The organism is Methanobrevibacter arboriphilus JCM 13429 = DSM 1125 (genome assembly GCF_002072215.1).
GTDB lineage: Archaea > Methanobacteriota > Methanobacteria > Methanobacteriales > Methanobacteriaceae > Methanobinarius > Methanobinarius arboriphilicus.
Genome location: NZ_JXMW01000006.1, coordinates 223,974 through 239,680, shown reverse-complemented (window position 1 = coordinate 239,680; position 15,707 = coordinate 223,974). Strand labels below are relative to the sequence as shown.

Sequence of the window (15,707 nt, the reverse complement as noted above, 5' to 3'; positions counted from 1 at the left end):
GATGTGACTGTTTGGCAAGAAAAATATTTAAATATCAAGGTTATACTCTAGAGGAATTACAAAAAATGTCTTTAGAGGATTTAATGAAAATATTACCAGCAAGGCAAAGAAGATCTTTAAAAAGAGGATTTTTACCAAGGCAACAAACTGTGCTGGATAAATTTAGAAAGTTGAAAAAACAAGAACAAAAAGGTGGAAAACCTCTGGTTATCAAAACTCATTGTAGAGATATGATGGTTTTACCTGAAATGGTAGGAACTATTTTTGGTATTTACAATGGTAAAGAGTTTGTTGAAGTTGAATTGACTGCTGAAATGATTGGTTGCTATTTTGGTGAATTTGCACCAACTAGGCAAAGAGTTCAACATGGAGACCCAGGTATGGGAGCTACCAGATCATCTATGTTCGTGCCTCTTAAATAGGGTTGCAATGAGTAAGATTTGTATATAAGAACAAAATTGGCTTGTTGTTAAATAAATAAGGAGATTATTTTATGGCTGATATTAAATATGCTTATAATGATGAAGATGGCTCTAAAACAGCTCGTGCTATGGGTAAAACTCTTAAAATTTCTCCAAAGCATTCTGTTGAGATATGTAGGGCAATAAGAGGAATGGATGTAGAAAAAGCAAAAAATTACTTAATTGAAGTAATTGACATGAAAAAGGCAGTTCCTTTTAAAAGACACAATAAAAAAGTGGGACATAGAAAAGGATTAAATGGATGGCCTAGTGGAAGATATCCAGTTAAAGCAGCTAAACAAATTTTAAAAATTTTAGAAAATGCTGAAGCTAATGCTGAATATAAAGGTATGGACACTGAAAACTTAAAGATTGTACATATTTCTAGTCATAGAGGTTTTGTAATAAAAGGTGGAATTCCAAGAGCATTTGGAAGAGTAACTCCATTTAATACACCTACAACCCATGTACAAATTGTTTTAGGGGAGGCTTAAATTAATGATTGAAAAAGATTTTGTCACTGAAGGTCTTAGAAGGACTAAAATTGACGAATATTTAGAAAATGAACTTGAAAGAGCCGGTTATGGTGGAATGGATGTTCAGGTAACTCCTTTAGGTACAATGGTAGTTGTATATGCTGAAAGACCAGGAATGGTTATTGGTAGGGGTGGAAAAACTGTAAGGGCTATTACACAAACTCTTAAAAATGATTTTGATCTTGATAATCCTCAAGTTGAAGTTAAAGAGGTTGATGTACCTGAGCTCAATCCAAAAATTATGGCTTATAAAATTGCATCAATGTTACAAAGAGGAATGCACTTCAGAAGGGTAGCTTATTCAACTATTCGTAGAATTATGGGTGCTGGTGCTCAAGGTGTAGAAGTAACTATTTCTGGTAAAATTAGAGGATCCAGATCTGCTGTTGCTAAATTTGTAGAAGGATATATTAAAAAATGTGGAGAACCATCAACAAGGTTTGTTAAAGAAGGTTTCGCAACTGTACAATTAAAACCTGGTGTTTTAGGGATTTTTGTTAGGATAATGCCTCCTGAAGCTGTTTTACCAGATAAAGTTGATATTTTGCCTCCAACATTGGAATCTTCTGAAGAATCTGAAGAATCTACATCTAATGAAGTTGTTGTTGATTTAGAAGTAGATGATGTAGCTGATGCTAAAGTTGCTGAAGAAGAAGTAGAAATTGATGAAGTAGAACTTGAAGAATTAGAGGAGCTTGAAGAAATTGATTCTGAATCTGAAGATGAAATTGCTGATGAAGAAATTTCAGAAGAATCAGAAGAATCAGAGGAATCTGAAAAATCAGAAAAAGCTCCAGATGAGACTTCAGAAGGATAGGATAATTAAAATCCATCCTTTAAAATTAATATTTATTTATTAAGAGTTGAAGTAAATGGCGATTTTAAGAAGTAGAGAAATTTGGGAAATGGAAGTTGAGGACATTCAAGAAAAATTGATTGAACTCAAAGCAGAACTAGCTAAAAATATTTCTAAAAGTTCTGCTGCTGGGGTTAATGAAAATCCTGGTAAAATCCGAGAACTTAAAAGGACTATTGCTCGGGTTCTTACAATTATGAACCAAAAACAGAAGGAGAACTAAATGAAAATCTGTGATGTATGTGGTCTTCCTGAAGAACTTTGTGTTTGTGAAGAAATTGCAAGAGAAGTTCAAACTGTAAAAGTTTATACAGTTAGAAGAAGATTCGGAAAACTTATGACAATTGTAGAAGGTATAGACGAACATGATATTGATATTAAAGAGCTTACTAAAGAATTAAAAGCTAAATGTGCTTGTGGAGGTACAGCTAAAAAAGGTCAGATAGAACTTCAAGGTGACCATAAAAGGAAAGTTAAAGAAGTTTTATCTGATATGGGGTTCTCTTCAGACACTATTGAAATCAGAGATTCTGATAAAAAATTCAATAAAAGGAGACATTAATCTTTAGAAAATTAAGTTAAATGATTATTATATTATTATTAATAAAAATTATTAGTAAAATATTTTTTAGTAAAATATTTTAGTGAATATATTTATTGGTAAAATATTATTATTGATAATAATACTATAAATATCTTATAAATTTTGTTATAATTTTTAATAATCATATAATTATCTATATCATTTATATTATATCATTTAATGTCATTAAAACCTACTATCCAATTATTAGATAATATGATTACCTCAAAAAATATTTTTCATCATGAGTTGATTGGATTATATTTAAAGGTTGTTGAAAGTTCTAATAGTTTTTTAATTGGAATTAGTGGGAAAATCATAGATGAAAGGAAAAAAACTATCTCTGTTGAAACTGAAACTGATGAAATTAAAATTATACCTAAAGATGTTTCAATTTTTCAATTATTCCTTCCAAATGGAGAATTAGTTGAAATAGACGGAAAGATTTTAGTTAGCCGTCCTGAAGATAGAATTAAAAAGAAATATAAAAAATTGTAATATTAAAAATTGTAATATTATGATATTACTGTTAAAAAGTTATATTGGTGATAATATGGTTGGTCTTAATGTTCAACAAGTAGAAGCTGAATGTAATGATTCTAACTGCCCTTTTCACGGAACTTTACCAGTTAGGGGACAAGTCCTTGAAGGAATTGTTGTTAGTGATAAAGCAGAAAGGACTATTACAGTAGAACGCAGTTTCTACAAGTTCATACGAAAGTATGAAAGATATGAAAAGAGAAAATCAAAAATTAATGTTCACAAACCTGATTGTTTCAATGTAAAAATCGGAGATTCAGTCAAGGTTGCAGAATGCAGACCTTTAAGTAAAACTAAACATTTTGTTTTAGTAGAAGTAAAAGGAGACAACTAAATGAAAACTCTCACATCTAATGTATCTAAATCTCTGCCTATTGGGGCTCGTCTCAGTTGTGTAGATAATACAGGTGCACGTGAAATAGAAATTATATCTGTTAAAGGATATAAAGGAGTACGTAGAAGACTTGATGTTGCAGGTGTTGGCGATCTTGTAGTTGCTTCTGTAAAAAAAGGTACTGCTGATATGCGTAGAGAAATTGTCAATGCTGTTGTTGTAAGACAAAAGAAAGAATATCGTCGTGCAGATGGTTTTCGAGTGAAATTTGAAGATAATGCGGCTGTTATTATTACTCCCGAAGGAGTATTAAAAGGGTCTGAAGTTAGAGGGCCTGTTGCTAAAGAAGCAGCAGATAGATGGCCTAGTGTTGGAAGTGCTGCAAGCATTTTGATTTGATTAATGAATGGTGATAAAATGTCAAAACAACCAAGAAAACAAAGAAAAGCTCTTTACAATGCACCTTTACATCTTCGCCGTAACATTATGAGTGTCACTTTAAGTAAAGATTTAAAAGAAGACTTTGGAAAAAAATCTTTACCTATTAGAACTGGTGATACTGTACAAATCATGCGTGGGGAATTCAAAGGGCATGAAGGAAAAGTTGAAAAAATAGACTCTAGAAATTATAAAATTATTATTGAAGGAGCTACTTTAAGTAAACCTGATGGAAATTCAGTTTTCTTCCCAATTCACCCATCTAATTTGATGATTGTTAATGCAGATTTAAAAGACGAAAGAAGAAGCAGAATTATTGACAGGAAGGGATAAAATGGCAAAAATGGGATCAAGAAAACATCTTAAAAGATTCAAAGCTCCTAAAAGTTGGCCTATTAGTCCAAAAGAAAATAAATGGACGGTCAAACCTGCAGCGGGACCTCATGCTATTGAAGATTCTTTATCTTTACTCGTTGTAATTAGGGATATTTTAGGTTTAGCTGATAACTCAAGAGAAGCAAAAAGAATTATTAATACTGGCAAAGTATTAGTTGATGGTAGAGCTAGAAAAGATTACAAATATCCAGTAGGTTTTATGGATGTAGTTGAAATTCCAACATCTGAAGATTTTTATAGAGTTTTACCAGATTTAAAAGGTAGGTTAACTCTTCACCCTATTTCAAAAGAAAATAGTGGATTTAAATTGTGTAAGATAACAAATAAAACTACACTCAAAAAAGGTAAAACTCAATTAAACCTCCATGATGGTAGAAATGTTCTTGTAGAAGATTCTTTTTCTGCTAGTGATGTAGTAAGTTTAGCTGTTCCTGAACAAGAAATTACAGATAATTTCAAGTTTGAAGAAGGTGCTTTAGTACTTATTACTGGTGGTAAACATATTGGTGAGATTGGTAAAATTAATGAAATTAATATTAATAAATCATCTAATCCTAATACCGTTGTTGTTGAAAATGATAAAAAGGAGAATTTCCTTACATTAAAAGATTATGCGTTTGTTATAGGTAAAGACAAACCTGCAATATCACTTCCAGGAGGTAAATGATGAATCCTATGGAAGAAATTGTCATAGCTAAAGCTACTTTAAATATTGGTGTTGGAGAGTCTGGAGAAAGATTATCTCGTGCTATGAATCTTTTATCTAATTTAACTGGTCAGGAACCAGTAAAAACTTTTTCTAAAGTTACCAATCCTGAATTTGGTATTAGAAAACACCAACCTATTGCTTGTAAAGTTACTTTACGTGGTGAAAAAGCTGATAAGGCTATTAAAATGGTTTTAGATGGTATTGGCAATAGTTTAAGAGAAAAACAATTTGATGATCAAGGTAATGTTTCTTTTGGTATAGCAGAACATATTGATATTCCAGGAATTCGTTATGATCCAGATATTGGTATATTTGGTATGAATGTTTCTGTTACTTTTGAAAAACCTGGTTATAGGATTAAAAGAAGAAAAATTCAACAAAAGAAAATTCCTAAAAGACACATGGTCAAAAAAGAAGAGACTATTAAATATATGAAAGATAATTTCCAAGTAAATATTGATCAGGAATGATTTTTATTGGATTTATGTTTATAATTAGTTAATAATTAATTTGAATAATTAATTTTTAAATAATTAATTTTAATAATTAAGGTTAAATTGATAAGGTGATATGTTGCCAAGAAAATACGGAAAAGCAGCAAAAAAATGTAGTCGTTGCGGTGATCATTCTGCTATGGTTAGTCGTTATGGACTTATGTTATGTAGGCAATGTTTTAGAGAGATTGCTCCTAAAATTGGATTTAAAAAATATAATTAGAGGTGTTAATTATGACTCTTATGGATCCTCTTGCTGATGCTCTTACTAATATAAGAAATAATGAACTTCAAGTTAATGAATCATGTTCTATTTCTCCTGCCTCTAAATTAATTGGGCAAGTTTTGAGTACAATGCAAAGAGAGAATTATATTGGTGAATTTGAATATATAGATGACAAAAAGGCAGGAAAATTTCAAGTTGAACTTGAAGGTAACATCAATCAATGTGGTGTTATAAAGCCGCGTCATTCTGTTAAGAAAGATGAATTTGAGAAATTTGAAAAAAGGTATTTACCAGCAAAGAATTTTGGAATTTTAATAGTAACCACTCCTGAAGGTATCATGACTCATAAAGATGCCAAAGAAAGGGGTATTGGTGGCCGTTTGTTGGCTTATATGTATTAGGTGATAGAATGGTTTTAGCTGCTAATATTACCGAAGAAATAGATATTCCTGAAGATGTAAATGTTACAATTGGGGATAATGTAATAATTAAAGGACCTCAAGGTGAAGTGTCTCGAAAATTTACATATCCTAATATATCTATGAAAAAAGAAGATGATAAAATAGTTTTAGAAACTTCTTTTCCTAAAAAGAAAGATAAGTCAATGATTGGAACTACTCGTGCTCATATTAATAATATGATTACTGGTGTTACTGAGGGATTTACTTATCATATGAAGATTGTATTTGCTCACTTTCCAATGAATGTAAAAGTAAACGGAAATAAAGTTAATATTGACAATTTCCTTGGTGAAAGGCATCCTCGTACTGCTAAAATTGTTGGTAGTGCAAAAGTTAATGTTAAAGGGGATGAAGTTACTGTCACAGGTATTAATAAAGAGGATGTTGGTCAAACTGTGGCTAACTTAGAGCAAGCTACTAAAATTAAGGGAAGAGATCCAAGAGTATTCCAAGATGGAATATATCTTATAGATAAAGCTTAAAATAAAGAAGTTTAAAATAAAATACTAAAAATTCATTATTTATAATATTTATTGGTGATTCAATGAAGAAAAAATTCAAAAGACAAGAATACGCCAGATATAAAAAGCTTGGAATAAAATGGAGACGTCCAAGAGGGAAAACTAGTAAAATGAGAAGATATGAAGCAGGAAAACCTGCAATGCCTTCTATTGGTTATGGTTCTCCTAAATCCGAAAGGGGATTACATCCATCTGGATTTAAAGATATTCTTGTTAGAAATATGTCTGAATTAGAAAATTTAAATCCTGAAACTGAAGCTGGTAGAATTAGTGCTAGTATTGGTAAAAAAAAGAAGGAAATGATGTTAAATAAGGCATCAGAATTAGGAATTAAAATTTTAAATAAGTAAATTAAATAAATTAATTAATAAAATTAAATGTATTGCTATTAATGTATTAATATTTAATATATTACTATTAATGTATTGAATAAAATCTATAGGATGAAAATCATGGAATAAATTTAAATCTAGGAATAAGTTTATGATTTATGGATTTATTGGGTATATGTTTATACTTTATTCTAATAGCGTTTTTTAATAGGTATTTTTTAATAGATGTGTTTTTAATTTATTAATGTTAAAAGTTAAGGGAGCTTGAATAATAATTATAATTGTTATTTATAACATTATATTTTTAATATTATTGTTTATAATATTCAAGCTAATAAAAGCTAAAATGGAGGTTTATTATGAATCTTACCACTCAAAAGAGATTAGCTGCAAGTATACTTAAGGTTGGGGTTAATAAAGTATGGATTGATCCTGAACAAATTGAAGAAGTATCAAGGGCTATTACAAGAGAAGGTGTTAAGCAGCTAATTGATCAAAAAGCTATAAAAGCTAAACCTCAAAAAGGTATTAGTAGTTATAGATCAAAAAAATTAGCTGAACAAAAGAAAAAAGGAAGAAGAAAAGGTAGAGGTAGTATTAAAGGAGCTAAATACGCAAGAACTCCTAAAAAACAAGCTTGGATGACTACCATCAGAGCTTTGAGAAAAGATCTTAAAACTATGCGTGATGCAGAGGAGATCGATGTTACTACTTATCGTAAATTGTATAGAATGGCTAAAGGCGGAGCTTTTAGAAGTAAATCTTATATGAAAACCTATGCCAGGGATCATGATTTGATTAAATAAGGAGGAATGAATTTGGCACAAGGATCAAAATATAAAGTAGCATTTAGACGAAGAAGAGAAGGAAAAACTAATTATAATGCTAGAATGAAACTAGTAGATTTAGATAAGTCTAGATTAGTAATTAGGATTTCTAATGCTAATGTTATTGCTCAAATTATTAATGTGGGGGAGAACGGAGATGAAACTGTTGTTTCTGCACATTCTAAAGAATTACAAAAGTTAGGTTGGTTAGGTGGAACTAAGAACACCAGTGCAACTTATTTGACTGCTTATTTATGTGCTAAGAAAGCTTTAGATAAAGGTGTTAAAAAAGCTGTTTTAGACATTGGATTAAAATCATCTATTAAAGGGGCTAAAGTTTTTGCTGGTGTTAAAGCTGCAAATGATGCAGGATTAAATGTTCCTTATGGTGAATCTATTGTACCTGATGATGATAGAATAGCTGGTGTACATATTGCAGAATATGCTAAGTCTTTAGACGATGAAGAAGTTAAAAAACATTTTTCTAAATATTTAGAAAGAGGACTTCAACCTGTAGACTTACCTAATCATTTTGAAGAAATTAAAAATAAAATTGAGAAGGCTTGAGGGGTACTATGAGTTTTAATATGGAAGACTGGGAACCTAAAACAAAAGTTGGTAGAATGGTCAAAGATGGTACCATTACTGATATTGATGAAATATTTGAAAAAGGTTTCCCAATAATGGAATTAGAAATAGTTGATGCTTTACTTCCAGATTTAGAAGAAGAAGTAATGGATGTAAATTTAGTCCAAAGAATGCACAAATCTGGAAGAAAAGTTAACTTTAGAGTAATTGTTGCAGTTGGTAACAAAAATGGTTATGTTGGCTTAGGTCAAGGTAAAGCTCGTGAAGTAGGTCCAGCTATTAGAAAAGCTGTTGATGATGCTAAATATAATATTATCAAAGTTAGAAGAGGCTGTGGAGATTGGGGTTGTGTATGTGGAAGAGAACATACTGTTCCATTCAAAGTAGAAGGTAAAACTGGAAGTGTTAGTGTTATTTTAATGCCAGCTCCTGCTGGTGTTGGATTAGCTGTTGGAGATGTTGGTAAAACAATATTGAAGCTTGCTGGAATTGCTGATGTATGGTCTCAAACTAGTGGTCAGACTCAAACTACTGTTAATTATGCTAATGCAACTTTTGAAGCATTAAAACAATTAACTAAAGTTAAAGCTAGTGAAAAAGATCTTAAAAATATGGGTGTATGCTCTAGCTAATAGCTATAAATATAGGCTATTATACAATATTTAGGTGATTAAATGTTTTTCGTTGTTAGAGTTAGAGGTACAACTGGTGTTAAAAAGGATATTGCTGACACTTTAAAAATGTTAAGATTAACTAGAATAAATCATGGAGTTTTAATAGAAGATACTCCTAGTTTTGATGGTATGCTTCAGAAAGCTAAAGATTATATTACTTGGGGAGAAATTGACTCTGAAACTTTAACTGAAGTTATTTCAAAAAGAGGAAAATTTGTTAGTGGAGAAAAAATCACTGATGAACTTTTAGCAGAAAAAACTCAATATTCTTCTATTGGAGATTTATCTAATGCTCTTATTAATGGTGATGTTAAAGGGGAAGATATCGAAATTAAACCAGTATTTAGATTACATCCTCCAAGAAAAGGTTATGAAGGTATTAGAAGTTCAATTAAAGAAGGCGGATCTTTAGGTTATAGAGGAGAATCTATTAAAGATCTAGTCAAAAAAATGAGCTAATGAGCTATTAATGATCTTTTAACTAATGTAGGTGTTATAATGATTAGAAAAACTCGTAAAATTAATAAAATGAGAGGTTCTAGGTCTATTGGTGGAGGCTGCACTAAAAAAAGAAGAGGTGCAGGTCATAAAGGTGGTAAAGGTAAAGCTGGAATGGGCAAACATCATTGGACTTGGACTGTTAAAAATGATCCAAATCATTTTGGGAAATATGGTTTTAAAAGACCTCAAAAAATGACTAATAAAATTAAACCTGTTAATATAGGATATCTAGATGATAATTCTGAAAAATTATTAGCTAAAGGAATAGCTACTAAAGAAGGAGATACTATAGTTATTGATGTGACTGATTTAGGTTATGGTAAAGTTTTAGGTAAAGGAAATTTGTTAAAACCTTTAATAATTAAATCTCCTGCATTTTCTGCTTCTGCAGAAGATAAAATACAGAAAGCTGGTGGAGAAGCTATAAAATTATAGTTAATCTTCTAATATTTAATATATCATGTACTATATTAGATATTTATTAAAAGACTAATTATTATAAATATTTATTATAAATATCTATTATAAATATCTAATTATTAGTTATATGGTTATTCCACTAAATTATAATATAAATATTAAATATACTATAAATATTAAAAATTAAGAAAGATATTATCATTAAGAAAAATATTATCTAAACTTATCAAATTTAGAATTTTTAATATTTTCAATTTATATTGAATAACAATAATGAAATCAAATAATAACCTATAAATACATTGATTTATAGAATACAGTTTACAATTTGTAACAAATATTACAAGTACTGAGGAATAAAATGATCTTAGATTATATAAAACCATTATTTTCTATATTGCCTGAGGTGAAAACACCTATTCATAGGCAAGATTTCAAAGAAAAGCTTAAATGGACTGCCATTGTATTGGTATTATATTTTTTCTTAACACAAGTACCTTTATATGGACTAAGTCCTTTAGCAGTCGATCAATTTGCTCAAATGAGGGCTGTAATGGCCGGTAGTTTTGGTTCAATTCTTACTTTAGGGATTGGTCCTATTGTTACTTCGTCTATTGTACTACAACTTTTAGTAGGAGCAAAAATTTTAAAATTAGATCTTTCTCGCCATGATGATAAGGCATTGTTCCAAGGTACTCAGAAGATTTTAGCTATTGTATTTACAGTATTTGAAGCTGCTGTTCTTGTATATACTGGAAGTTTAATTCCAACAGACCCTTCACTCTTATGGTTATTAATGCTCCAATTAATTATTGGTGCATTATTAATACTTTTCCTTGATGAAGTTGTTTCAAAATGGGGTTTTGGAAGTGGTATTGGACTATTTATTGCTGCAGGTGTATCCGAAGCAATTGTTGTTGGAACATTTAATTTCTTACCAACTAAAGCAAGTCCTGGTGTTATGCCTGGAATGATTCCTAAATTCATACAATCCATTACATCAGGTTCTCCTGATCCAACTATATTAATTCCACTAATAGCTACAATTGGTGTTTTCTTAGTAGCTGTTTATGGAGAAAGTATGAGAGTAGAAATACCAATTTCTCATGGACAAGTTAAGGGACATGGAAGAATTAGGGGTTCAGTAGCTAAATATCCTTTAAAATTTATATATGCAAGTAATATGCCAGTTATTTTAACTAGTGCACTTCTTGTTAATGTTTCATTAATGGCTAGTGTATTCCAAAAATTAGGATTTCCTATTTTGGGTCAAGTTGAAGGTGGTAAAGCTATTAGTGGCCTTGCTTATTATTTAACCACTCCTTCAAGCTTAGGAGTAGTTTTTACAGATCCTTTAAAGGTTTTAATATATGGTGTTTTCTTTATTGGTTTTTGTATATTGTTCTCTTGGCTATGGGTAGAAATGAGTGGTTTAAATGCAAAAGAAATTTCTAAACAATTATATAATTCGGGAATTCAAATTCCAGGTTTTAGAAGTAGTAAACGGCAGCTATATAAGATATTAAATAAGTATATTCCTGCTCTTACTGTGCTTGGTGGTGTTTTTGTAGGTTTACTTGCTTTTGGAGCCGATTTAACTCAAGCAGTTGGTGGAGGTACTGGTGTTTTACTTACTGTCGGTATTGTTTACAAACTATATGAAGAAATAGCACAAGAACAATTAATGGATATGCATCCAATGCTTAGAAAATTCTTAGGAGATTAAATATAAATATATAATAATCAATATTGAGGAGATTTAATTGAAATTAGTAGTATTAACTGGGATTCCAGGTTCTGGAAGCACTACTGTTTTAGAAAGTACTTTAAAGAAAGTTGATTATGTCCATTTAAATTATGGGGATGTAATGACTGAGATAGCTATAGAAAACAGTATTGTAAAAGATAGAGATGAGCTTAGAAAATTGTCTCCTGAAACTCAAAAAGAAATTCAAAAACAAGCCGCAGCAAAGATAAAAGAAAGTTCTGCTGATAATAATGTTATTGTAGATACTCATTGTACGATATCTACACCATCTGGATTTTTACCAGGACTCCCTCAATGGGTTCTTGAAGAGTTAAAACCAAATGTATTTGTTTTAATTGAAGCAGATCCTGATGAGATTATGCTTAGAAGAATTTCTGATGAGTCAAGAACTAGGGATTTAGAGATGTATGAAAGCATTAAGTTACACCAAGAAATGAATAGAGCTGCTTCTATGGCATATGCAACTCTTACTGGTGCTACTGTAAAAATTTTAGAAAATCATAATGATCAACTTGATGTGATTGTTGATAAATTATTTGAAGTTTTATAATATAGAAAATAATATGAAGAAAATAAGAGGATAATAAAATGGTTTTAGAAATAATTTTCGGTGGGCTCAGTTGGATTTTTAATCCGATATTAGCTTTAGATCCTATGCCCAATAATCCGATGCTTACAATTTTTTTGATAGCAACTATTATAGCATTTTTCACTACATTAGCTAATAAACTATTAGTTGATCAAGATGAAATGGAATCTTCAAGAGCGGAAATGAAAGAATTCCAAGAAAAGATGAAAGAAGCTCAGATGAGTGGGGATGCTAAAGCTTTGGCTAAAGCTCAAGCTATGCAAAAAGATGTTATGGCAAAACAAGGAGATATGATGAAAAATTCATTTAAACCATTGCTTGTGACTCTTATTCCAATAATGCTAATGTTTTGGTGGATGGGTCAACCTTCAAATCCAATTAATCATGTGATTGTTCAACTTCCTGAGTTTGTTTATTATGTATTATTAGTTCCTGTGTGGCATGGTGTTTATGGTATGTTTTATGGAGGAGGAGGACCTTCTGTACCGTTTATTGCAGGTTGGTTAGGTTGGTACATAATGTGTACTTTTGCTATGACACAAATTCTTAGAAAATTCATGGGCTTTAAAACAGGATTTTAATCTTAAATTATCCTGTAAGCTCTTATTATCATGATTTTTAACCTATGAATATTAACTATAAAATGAATATTACTATAAATATTAAAATATATTCATATATCTTATATTCAATAGGTTATTAATTTTATAACCTCTCATGATCATCTCGCTAATTACAAATAGATCATGAATTAATCAATCTTGAGATAATAATGTGATCATGATGAATCATGAAATTATCTCTAATAGTAAATTAAAATAACATTTTAAATGATATATTAAAAAATTAAATAATATTATTTATTAAATAATATTCAAAAATAGGTGAAAAAATGCCTGAATCAAGATATAGATCTAGATCTTATAAAAGAATTAACAAAAAGACTCCTGGTGGACAAAGTGTCCTAAGATATAAGAAGAAAAAACCAAGTAAGCATATATGTGCTGAATGTGGTGCAATTTTACATGGAGTTCCAAGAGGAAGACCATATGAAATTGGAAAATTATCAAAAACTAAAAAACGGCCTAATAGACCATTTGGAGGAAATTTATGCTCTAAATGTGCTCGTGATTATTTTAAATCAGAGGCAAGGTCCTAATGATTATAACAATCGGTGGTTTAGCGGGTAGTGGAACTACTACAGCAGCTGATGTATTATCAAAAAAAATTGATATTCCTTTTATTTCTGCTGGAAGTATCTTTAGAGATATGGCAAAAGAAAAGGAAATGTCTCTTATAGAATTCAGTAAATATGCTGAAGATAATACTGCTATCGATATTGAACTTGATAAAAGACAATCTGAAATAGCTAAAAATTCTGAAAATCTTATTGTTGAAGGAAGACTTTCTGCTTATTTTGTTGAAGCAGACCTTAGAATATGGTTACTTGCACCATTAGATATTAGAGCCAAACGTGTTTCAAATCGTGAGTCTAAATCTTTGGAGGTAGTTATTGAAGAAACTATTATTCGTGAAGAAAGTGAGGCTTTAAGATATTTAGATATTCATAATATAGATATTAATAATTTTGATATCTATGATTTAGTGCTTAATACTAATAGGTTTAACCCAGATAGTATTGCAGAGATTATATTAACAACATTAAAGGTGATATAAATGGCATCCATAGAAGTAGGAAGAGTATGTGTTAAGACAGCTGGTAGAGAAGCTGGAGAAAAATGTGTAATTATAGAACTCATTGATGAAAATTTTGTAGAAGTTATTGGAGGTTCTGTTAAAAACAGAAGATGTAATATAAATCATTTAGAACCTCTTGAAGAGACTATAGAAGTTTCTGATGATGCTGAAGCTATTAAAAAAGCTTTAGAATCATTATAGTTTAACATCTAATTTCTTTATTTTCATTTTTCTTATTTTATTTTTATTTCTTAATATTTTTATATAATTATTTTTATATAATTATTTTTTTATAATTATTTTTAGCTTAGTTAAATATTTTTTATATTTATTTATATTTTCATGTTAATATTGTTTTTTACATTAATATTATTTTTATATAAATATTATTTTTTTTATATTGATGCTATTTTTCTATTTTCTATGTTAATTTTATTGTTATTTTTTTGTACTTATTTTTTATATTTTTTTTAATTTATATTCATATTTTTTCTAATATTTTTTATATTTTATAAATATCAAAAAACTTATTAATTAGAATACTAAAAATAATGTTATTGTTAATTATAAACTTATTTTAATTTAATCTATTTTGAGGTGTTATATATGACTCTTTTAATAAAATCAAAAGCAAATACAAATCCGAATTATGGTTCTAAACCTCAAGATAGGTCAATCGAAGAACATATATCTAAAGGTGTTATTAATTTAGATAAACCTTCAGGTCCAACATCTCATGAAATAGATTCATGGGTTAGAAGAATTTTAAATTCTGAAAAAACAGGGCATGGTGGAACTCTGGATCCAAAAGTTACTGGTGTTTTACCTATTGGAATTGATACTGCAACTCGTGTAATACAGCTTCTTTTAGCTGCTCCTAAGGAATATGTTTGTTTGATGACTTTACATAATGATATTGATGAAGAAAGTGTAAGAGCTATTTTTAAAGAATTTCATGGTAAAATATATCAAACTCCTCCAGTAAAATCTGCTGTTAAACGAGAATTGAGAGTTAGAACAATACATTATGCCGATATTCTCGAGATAGAGGGTAGAAATGTTCTTTTTAAGATAGGATGTGAAGCTGGAACTTATGTAAGGACCTATTGTAAAGATATTGGTGAAGCACTAGGAGTTGGGGCTCATATGGCAGAGTTAAGGAGAACTCAAGTTGGATCTTTTACTGAGGATAATAATTTAGTAACTTTGCAAGATTTAACTGATGCATATTATTATTGGAATAAAGAGAATAATGAGTCTTATTTAAGAGAATGTATATTACCAATGGAAACAGCTACTGAACACTTATCAAAAGTATTTATTAGAGATTCAGCTGTTGATGCAATATGCCATGGTGCAAATTTAGCTGCTGGTGGAATATCTTCTCTTTCTGATGATATTAAAAAAAATGATGAAATTGTAATATTTACTCTTAAAGGAGAATTAGTGGCTTCAGCTACTGCTCTTTTCAATCTAGAAGATATATTGATGGCTTCTGAGGGAATAATGTTTAATACAAAGAAAGTTTTCATGAATACTGGTGTATATCCAATGATGTGGAAATAATATTTTTATTTTTAATAATTTATTTTATAATTTTTTAATAGAATTCAGCTTTATATTTCATTATATTTCATTATATTTCATTTTATTTCATTATATTTCATTTTATTTCATTTTATTTCATTTTATTTTATTATATTTAATATAATTATTATTATATTAAGGTAAAATTTTTAATAGGGTATTATTATC

27 protein-coding genes are annotated in these 15,707 nt (G+C 29.5%); all 27 read left to right on the top strand.

Annotation, left to right across the window (positions count from 1 at the left end; genetic code table 11):
• The first annotated feature begins 11 nt into the window (after positions 1 to 11).
• The 27 genes from rpsS to MBBAR_RS04790 all read left to right on the top strand — a co-directional run bounded on the left by rpsS (position 12) and on the right by MBBAR_RS04790 (position 15,518).
• Entirely contained in the window at positions 12 to 422 is a 411-nt protein-coding gene (gene rpsS, locus MBBAR_RS04920; protein WP_080460162.1) for a 30S ribosomal protein S19, read from the top strand.
• 71 nt (positions 423 to 493) lie between these two features.
• Complete coding sequence (gene rplV / locus MBBAR_RS04915; protein ID WP_080460161.1) at positions 494 to 955, top strand: 50S ribosomal protein L22; 462 nt, start codon at positions 494 to 496, stop codon at positions 953 to 955.
• Positions 956 to 959: 4 nt separating this feature from the next.
• Positions 960 to 1,814, top strand: a complete 855-nt coding sequence (locus MBBAR_RS04910) for a 30S ribosomal protein S3 (protein ID WP_080460160.1) — start codon at positions 960 to 962, stop codon at positions 1,812 to 1,814.
• Positions 1,815 to 1,869: 55 nt separating this feature from the next.
• Positions 1,870 to 2,076, top strand: coding sequence for a 50S ribosomal protein L29 (rpmC, locus tag MBBAR_RS04905; RefSeq protein ID WP_042701575.1), 207 nt, complete (start codon positions 1,870 to 1,872; stop codon positions 2,074 to 2,076).
• The gene (gene yciH, locus MBBAR_RS04900) at positions 2,077 to 2,415 is read left to right on the top strand and encodes a stress response translation initiation inhibitor YciH (RefSeq protein WP_042701572.1); all 339 of its coding nucleotides are present in this window, start codon (positions 2,077 to 2,079) and stop codon (positions 2,413 to 2,415) included. It abuts the gene before it with no gap.
• Positions 2,416 to 2,652: 237 nt separating this feature from the next.
• On the top strand, positions 2,653 to 2,934 hold the full coding sequence (gene rnp1 / locus MBBAR_RS04895; protein WP_080460251.1) for a ribonuclease P protein component 1: 282 nt from the start codon (positions 2,653 to 2,655) through the stop codon (positions 2,932 to 2,934).
• A 55-nt stretch (positions 2,935 to 2,989) separates the two neighbouring features.
• A complete protein-coding gene (locus MBBAR_RS04890; RefSeq protein WP_042701570.1) occupies positions 2,990 to 3,310 on the top strand; it encodes a 30S ribosomal protein S17 in 321 nt (106 codons plus the stop codon).
• The gene (locus MBBAR_RS04885) at positions 3,311 to 3,709 is read left to right on the top strand and encodes a 50S ribosomal protein L14 (protein ID WP_054834725.1); all 399 of its coding nucleotides are present in this window, start codon (positions 3,311 to 3,313) and stop codon (positions 3,707 to 3,709) included. It begins immediately after the preceding gene.
• Positions 3,710 to 3,727: 18 nt separating this feature from the next.
• Positions 3,728 to 4,081 (top strand): 50S ribosomal protein L24, encoded by a 354-nt coding sequence (rplX, locus tag MBBAR_RS04880; protein WP_080460158.1) that lies wholly within the window; start codon positions 3,728 to 3,730, stop codon positions 4,079 to 4,081.
• A gap of 1 nt (position 4,082) precedes the next feature.
• Positions 4,083 to 4,811, top strand: a complete 729-nt coding sequence (locus MBBAR_RS04875) for a 30S ribosomal protein S4e (RefSeq protein ID WP_080460157.1) — start codon at positions 4,083 to 4,085, stop codon at positions 4,809 to 4,811.
• Positions 4,811 to 5,323, top strand: coding sequence for a 50S ribosomal protein L5 (locus MBBAR_RS04870; protein WP_080460156.1), 513 nt, complete (start codon positions 4,811 to 4,813; stop codon positions 5,321 to 5,323). Before MBBAR_RS04875 ends, MBBAR_RS04870 begins: the two co-directional genes overlap by 1 nt.
• A 100-nt stretch (positions 5,324 to 5,423) precedes the next feature.
• Positions 5,424 to 5,570 carry a 30S ribosomal protein S14 gene (locus tag MBBAR_RS04865; protein ID WP_042701553.1) on the top strand — a complete coding sequence of 49 codons (147 nt, stop codon included), beginning with the start codon at positions 5,424 to 5,426 and terminating at the stop codon, positions 5,568 to 5,570.
• Positions 5,571 to 5,581: 11 nt separating this feature from the next.
• Positions 5,582 to 5,974 (top strand): 30S ribosomal protein S8, encoded by a 393-nt coding sequence (locus MBBAR_RS04860; protein ID WP_080460153.1) that lies wholly within the window; start codon positions 5,582 to 5,584, stop codon positions 5,972 to 5,974.
• Positions 5,975 to 5,982: 8 nt separating this feature from the next.
• Entirely contained in the window at positions 5,983 to 6,516 is a 534-nt protein-coding gene (locus MBBAR_RS04855; RefSeq protein WP_080460151.1) for a 50S ribosomal protein L6, read from the top strand.
• 62 nt (positions 6,517 to 6,578) lie between these two features.
• The gene (locus tag MBBAR_RS04850; RefSeq protein WP_080460150.1) at positions 6,579 to 6,905 is read left to right on the top strand and encodes a 50S ribosomal protein L32e; all 327 of its coding nucleotides are present in this window, start codon (positions 6,579 to 6,581) and stop codon (positions 6,903 to 6,905) included.
• A gap of 341 nt (positions 6,906 to 7,246) precedes the next feature.
• Complete coding sequence (locus MBBAR_RS04845) at positions 7,247 to 7,693, top strand: 50S ribosomal protein L19e (protein ID WP_042701544.1); 447 nt, start codon at positions 7,247 to 7,249, stop codon at positions 7,691 to 7,693.
• Positions 7,694 to 7,705: 12 nt separating this feature from the next.
• On the top strand, positions 7,706 to 8,281 hold the full coding sequence (locus MBBAR_RS04840) for a 50S ribosomal protein L18 (RefSeq protein ID WP_080460148.1): 576 nt from the start codon (positions 7,706 to 7,708) through the stop codon (positions 8,279 to 8,281).
• An 8-nt stretch (positions 8,282 to 8,289) separates the two neighbouring features.
• On the top strand, positions 8,290 to 8,934 hold the full coding sequence (gene rpsE / locus MBBAR_RS04835; RefSeq protein ID WP_080460147.1) for a 30S ribosomal protein S5: 645 nt from the start codon (positions 8,290 to 8,292) through the stop codon (positions 8,932 to 8,934).
• A gap of 42 nt (positions 8,935 to 8,976) precedes the next feature.
• Positions 8,977 to 9,435: a 50S ribosomal protein L30 gene (rpmD, locus tag MBBAR_RS04830; protein WP_080460145.1), complete on the top strand. Its 459-nt coding sequence runs from the start codon at positions 8,977 to 8,979 to the stop codon at positions 9,433 to 9,435.
• A 39-nt stretch (positions 9,436 to 9,474) separates the two neighbouring features.
• Complete coding sequence (locus tag MBBAR_RS04825; RefSeq protein ID WP_080460128.1) at positions 9,475 to 9,912, top strand: uL15m family ribosomal protein; 438 nt, start codon at positions 9,475 to 9,477, stop codon at positions 9,910 to 9,912.
• 346 nt (positions 9,913 to 10,258) lie between these two features.
• Positions 10,259 to 11,623, top strand: coding sequence for a preprotein translocase subunit SecY (gene secY / locus MBBAR_RS04820; RefSeq protein WP_042701532.1), 1,365 nt, complete (start codon positions 10,259 to 10,261; stop codon positions 11,621 to 11,623).
• A gap of 37 nt (positions 11,624 to 11,660) precedes the next feature.
• Positions 11,661 to 12,215 carry an adenylate kinase gene (locus MBBAR_RS04815; RefSeq protein ID WP_080460124.1) on the top strand — a complete coding sequence of 185 codons (555 nt, stop codon included), beginning with the start codon at positions 11,661 to 11,663 and terminating at the stop codon, positions 12,213 to 12,215.
• A gap of 38 nt (positions 12,216 to 12,253) precedes the next feature.
• Positions 12,254 to 12,835, top strand: coding sequence for an EMC3/TMCO1 family protein (locus tag MBBAR_RS04810; protein ID WP_080460123.1), 582 nt, complete (start codon positions 12,254 to 12,256; stop codon positions 12,833 to 12,835).
• Positions 12,836 to 13,146: 311 nt separating this feature from the next.
• Positions 13,147 to 13,413: a 50S ribosomal protein L34e gene (locus tag MBBAR_RS04805; RefSeq protein WP_080460122.1), complete on the top strand. Its 267-nt coding sequence runs from the start codon at positions 13,147 to 13,149 to the stop codon at positions 13,411 to 13,413.
• Positions 13,413 to 13,931, top strand: coding sequence for a (d)CMP kinase (gene cmk, locus MBBAR_RS04800; RefSeq protein WP_080460121.1), 519 nt, complete (start codon positions 13,413 to 13,415; stop codon positions 13,929 to 13,931). The genes MBBAR_RS04805 and cmk overlap by 1 nt, the downstream gene beginning before the upstream one ends.
• A complete protein-coding gene (locus MBBAR_RS04795) occupies positions 13,932 to 14,153 on the top strand; it encodes a 50S ribosomal protein L14e (protein ID WP_080460120.1) in 222 nt (73 codons plus the stop codon).
• Between the two features lie 405 nt (positions 14,154 to 14,558).
• A complete protein-coding gene (locus MBBAR_RS04790; RefSeq protein ID WP_080460119.1) occupies positions 14,559 to 15,518 on the top strand; it encodes an RNA-guided pseudouridylation complex pseudouridine synthase subunit Cbf5 in 960 nt (319 codons plus the stop codon).
• Positions 15,519 to 15,707 lie beyond the last annotated feature (189 nt).

Bases quoted from the DNA above. Each gene is read 5' to 3' on its own strand.
- MBBAR_RS04865 (WP_042701553.1), top strand. From the start codon at position 5,424: ATGTTGCCAAGAAAATACGGAAAAGCAGCAAAAAAATGTAGTCGTTGC.
- MBBAR_RS04855 (WP_080460151.1), top strand. From the start codon at position 5,983: ATGGTTTTAGCTGCTAATATTACCGAAGAAATAGATATTCCTGAAGAT.
- secY (WP_042701532.1), top strand. From the start codon at position 10,259: ATGATCTTAGATTATATAAAACCATTATTTTCTATATTGCCTGAGGTG.
- MBBAR_RS04890 (WP_042701570.1), top strand. From the start codon at position 2,990: ATGGTTGGTCTTAATGTTCAACAAGTAGAAGCTGAATGTAATGATTCT.
- MBBAR_RS04870 (WP_080460156.1), top strand. From the start codon at position 4,811: ATGAATCCTATGGAAGAAATTGTCATAGCTAAAGCTACTTTAAATATT.
- cmk (WP_080460121.1), top strand. From the start codon at position 13,413: ATGATTATAACAATCGGTGGTTTAGCGGGTAGTGGAACTACTACAGCA.
- rpsE (WP_080460147.1), top strand. From the start codon at position 8,290: ATGAGTTTTAATATGGAAGACTGGGAACCTAAAACAAAAGTTGGTAGA.
- rplV (WP_080460161.1), top strand. From the start codon at position 494: ATGGCTGATATTAAATATGCTTATAATGATGAAGATGGCTCTAAAACA.
- MBBAR_RS04810 (WP_080460123.1), top strand. From the start codon at position 12,254: ATGGTTTTAGAAATAATTTTCGGTGGGCTCAGTTGGATTTTTAATCCG.
- MBBAR_RS04790 (WP_080460119.1), top strand. From the start codon at position 14,559: ATGACTCTTTTAATAAAATCAAAAGCAAATACAAATCCGAATTATGGT.
- rnp1 (WP_080460251.1), top strand. From the start codon at position 2,653: ATGATTACCTCAAAAAATATTTTTCATCATGAGTTGATTGGATTATAT.
- MBBAR_RS04910 (WP_080460160.1), top strand. From the start codon at position 960: ATGATTGAAAAAGATTTTGTCACTGAAGGTCTTAGAAGGACTAAAATT.
- MBBAR_RS04845 (WP_042701544.1), top strand. From the start codon at position 7,247: ATGAATCTTACCACTCAAAAGAGATTAGCTGCAAGTATACTTAAGGTT.
- rplX (WP_080460158.1), top strand. From the start codon at position 3,728: ATGTCAAAACAACCAAGAAAACAAAGAAAAGCTCTTTACAATGCACCT.
- MBBAR_RS04795 (WP_080460120.1), top strand. From the start codon at position 13,932: ATGGCATCCATAGAAGTAGGAAGAGTATGTGTTAAGACAGCTGGTAGA.
- MBBAR_RS04825 (WP_080460128.1), top strand. From the start codon at position 9,475: ATGATTAGAAAAACTCGTAAAATTAATAAAATGAGAGGTTCTAGGTCT.
- MBBAR_RS04805 (WP_080460122.1), top strand. From the start codon at position 13,147: ATGCCTGAATCAAGATATAGATCTAGATCTTATAAAAGAATTAACAAA.
- MBBAR_RS04850 (WP_080460150.1), top strand. From the start codon at position 6,579: ATGAAGAAAAAATTCAAAAGACAAGAATACGCCAGATATAAAAAGCTT.
- MBBAR_RS04860 (WP_080460153.1), top strand. From the start codon at position 5,582: ATGACTCTTATGGATCCTCTTGCTGATGCTCTTACTAATATAAGAAAT.
- yciH (WP_042701572.1), top strand. From the start codon at position 2,077: ATGAAAATCTGTGATGTATGTGGTCTTCCTGAAGAACTTTGTGTTTGT.
- rpmD (WP_080460145.1), top strand. From the start codon at position 8,977: ATGTTTTTCGTTGTTAGAGTTAGAGGTACAACTGGTGTTAAAAAGGAT.
- MBBAR_RS04885 (WP_054834725.1), top strand. From the start codon at position 3,311: ATGAAAACTCTCACATCTAATGTATCTAAATCTCTGCCTATTGGGGCT.
- MBBAR_RS04875 (WP_080460157.1), top strand. From the start codon at position 4,083: ATGGCAAAAATGGGATCAAGAAAACATCTTAAAAGATTCAAAGCTCCT.
- rpmC (WP_042701575.1), top strand. From the start codon at position 1,870: ATGGCGATTTTAAGAAGTAGAGAAATTTGGGAAATGGAAGTTGAGGAC.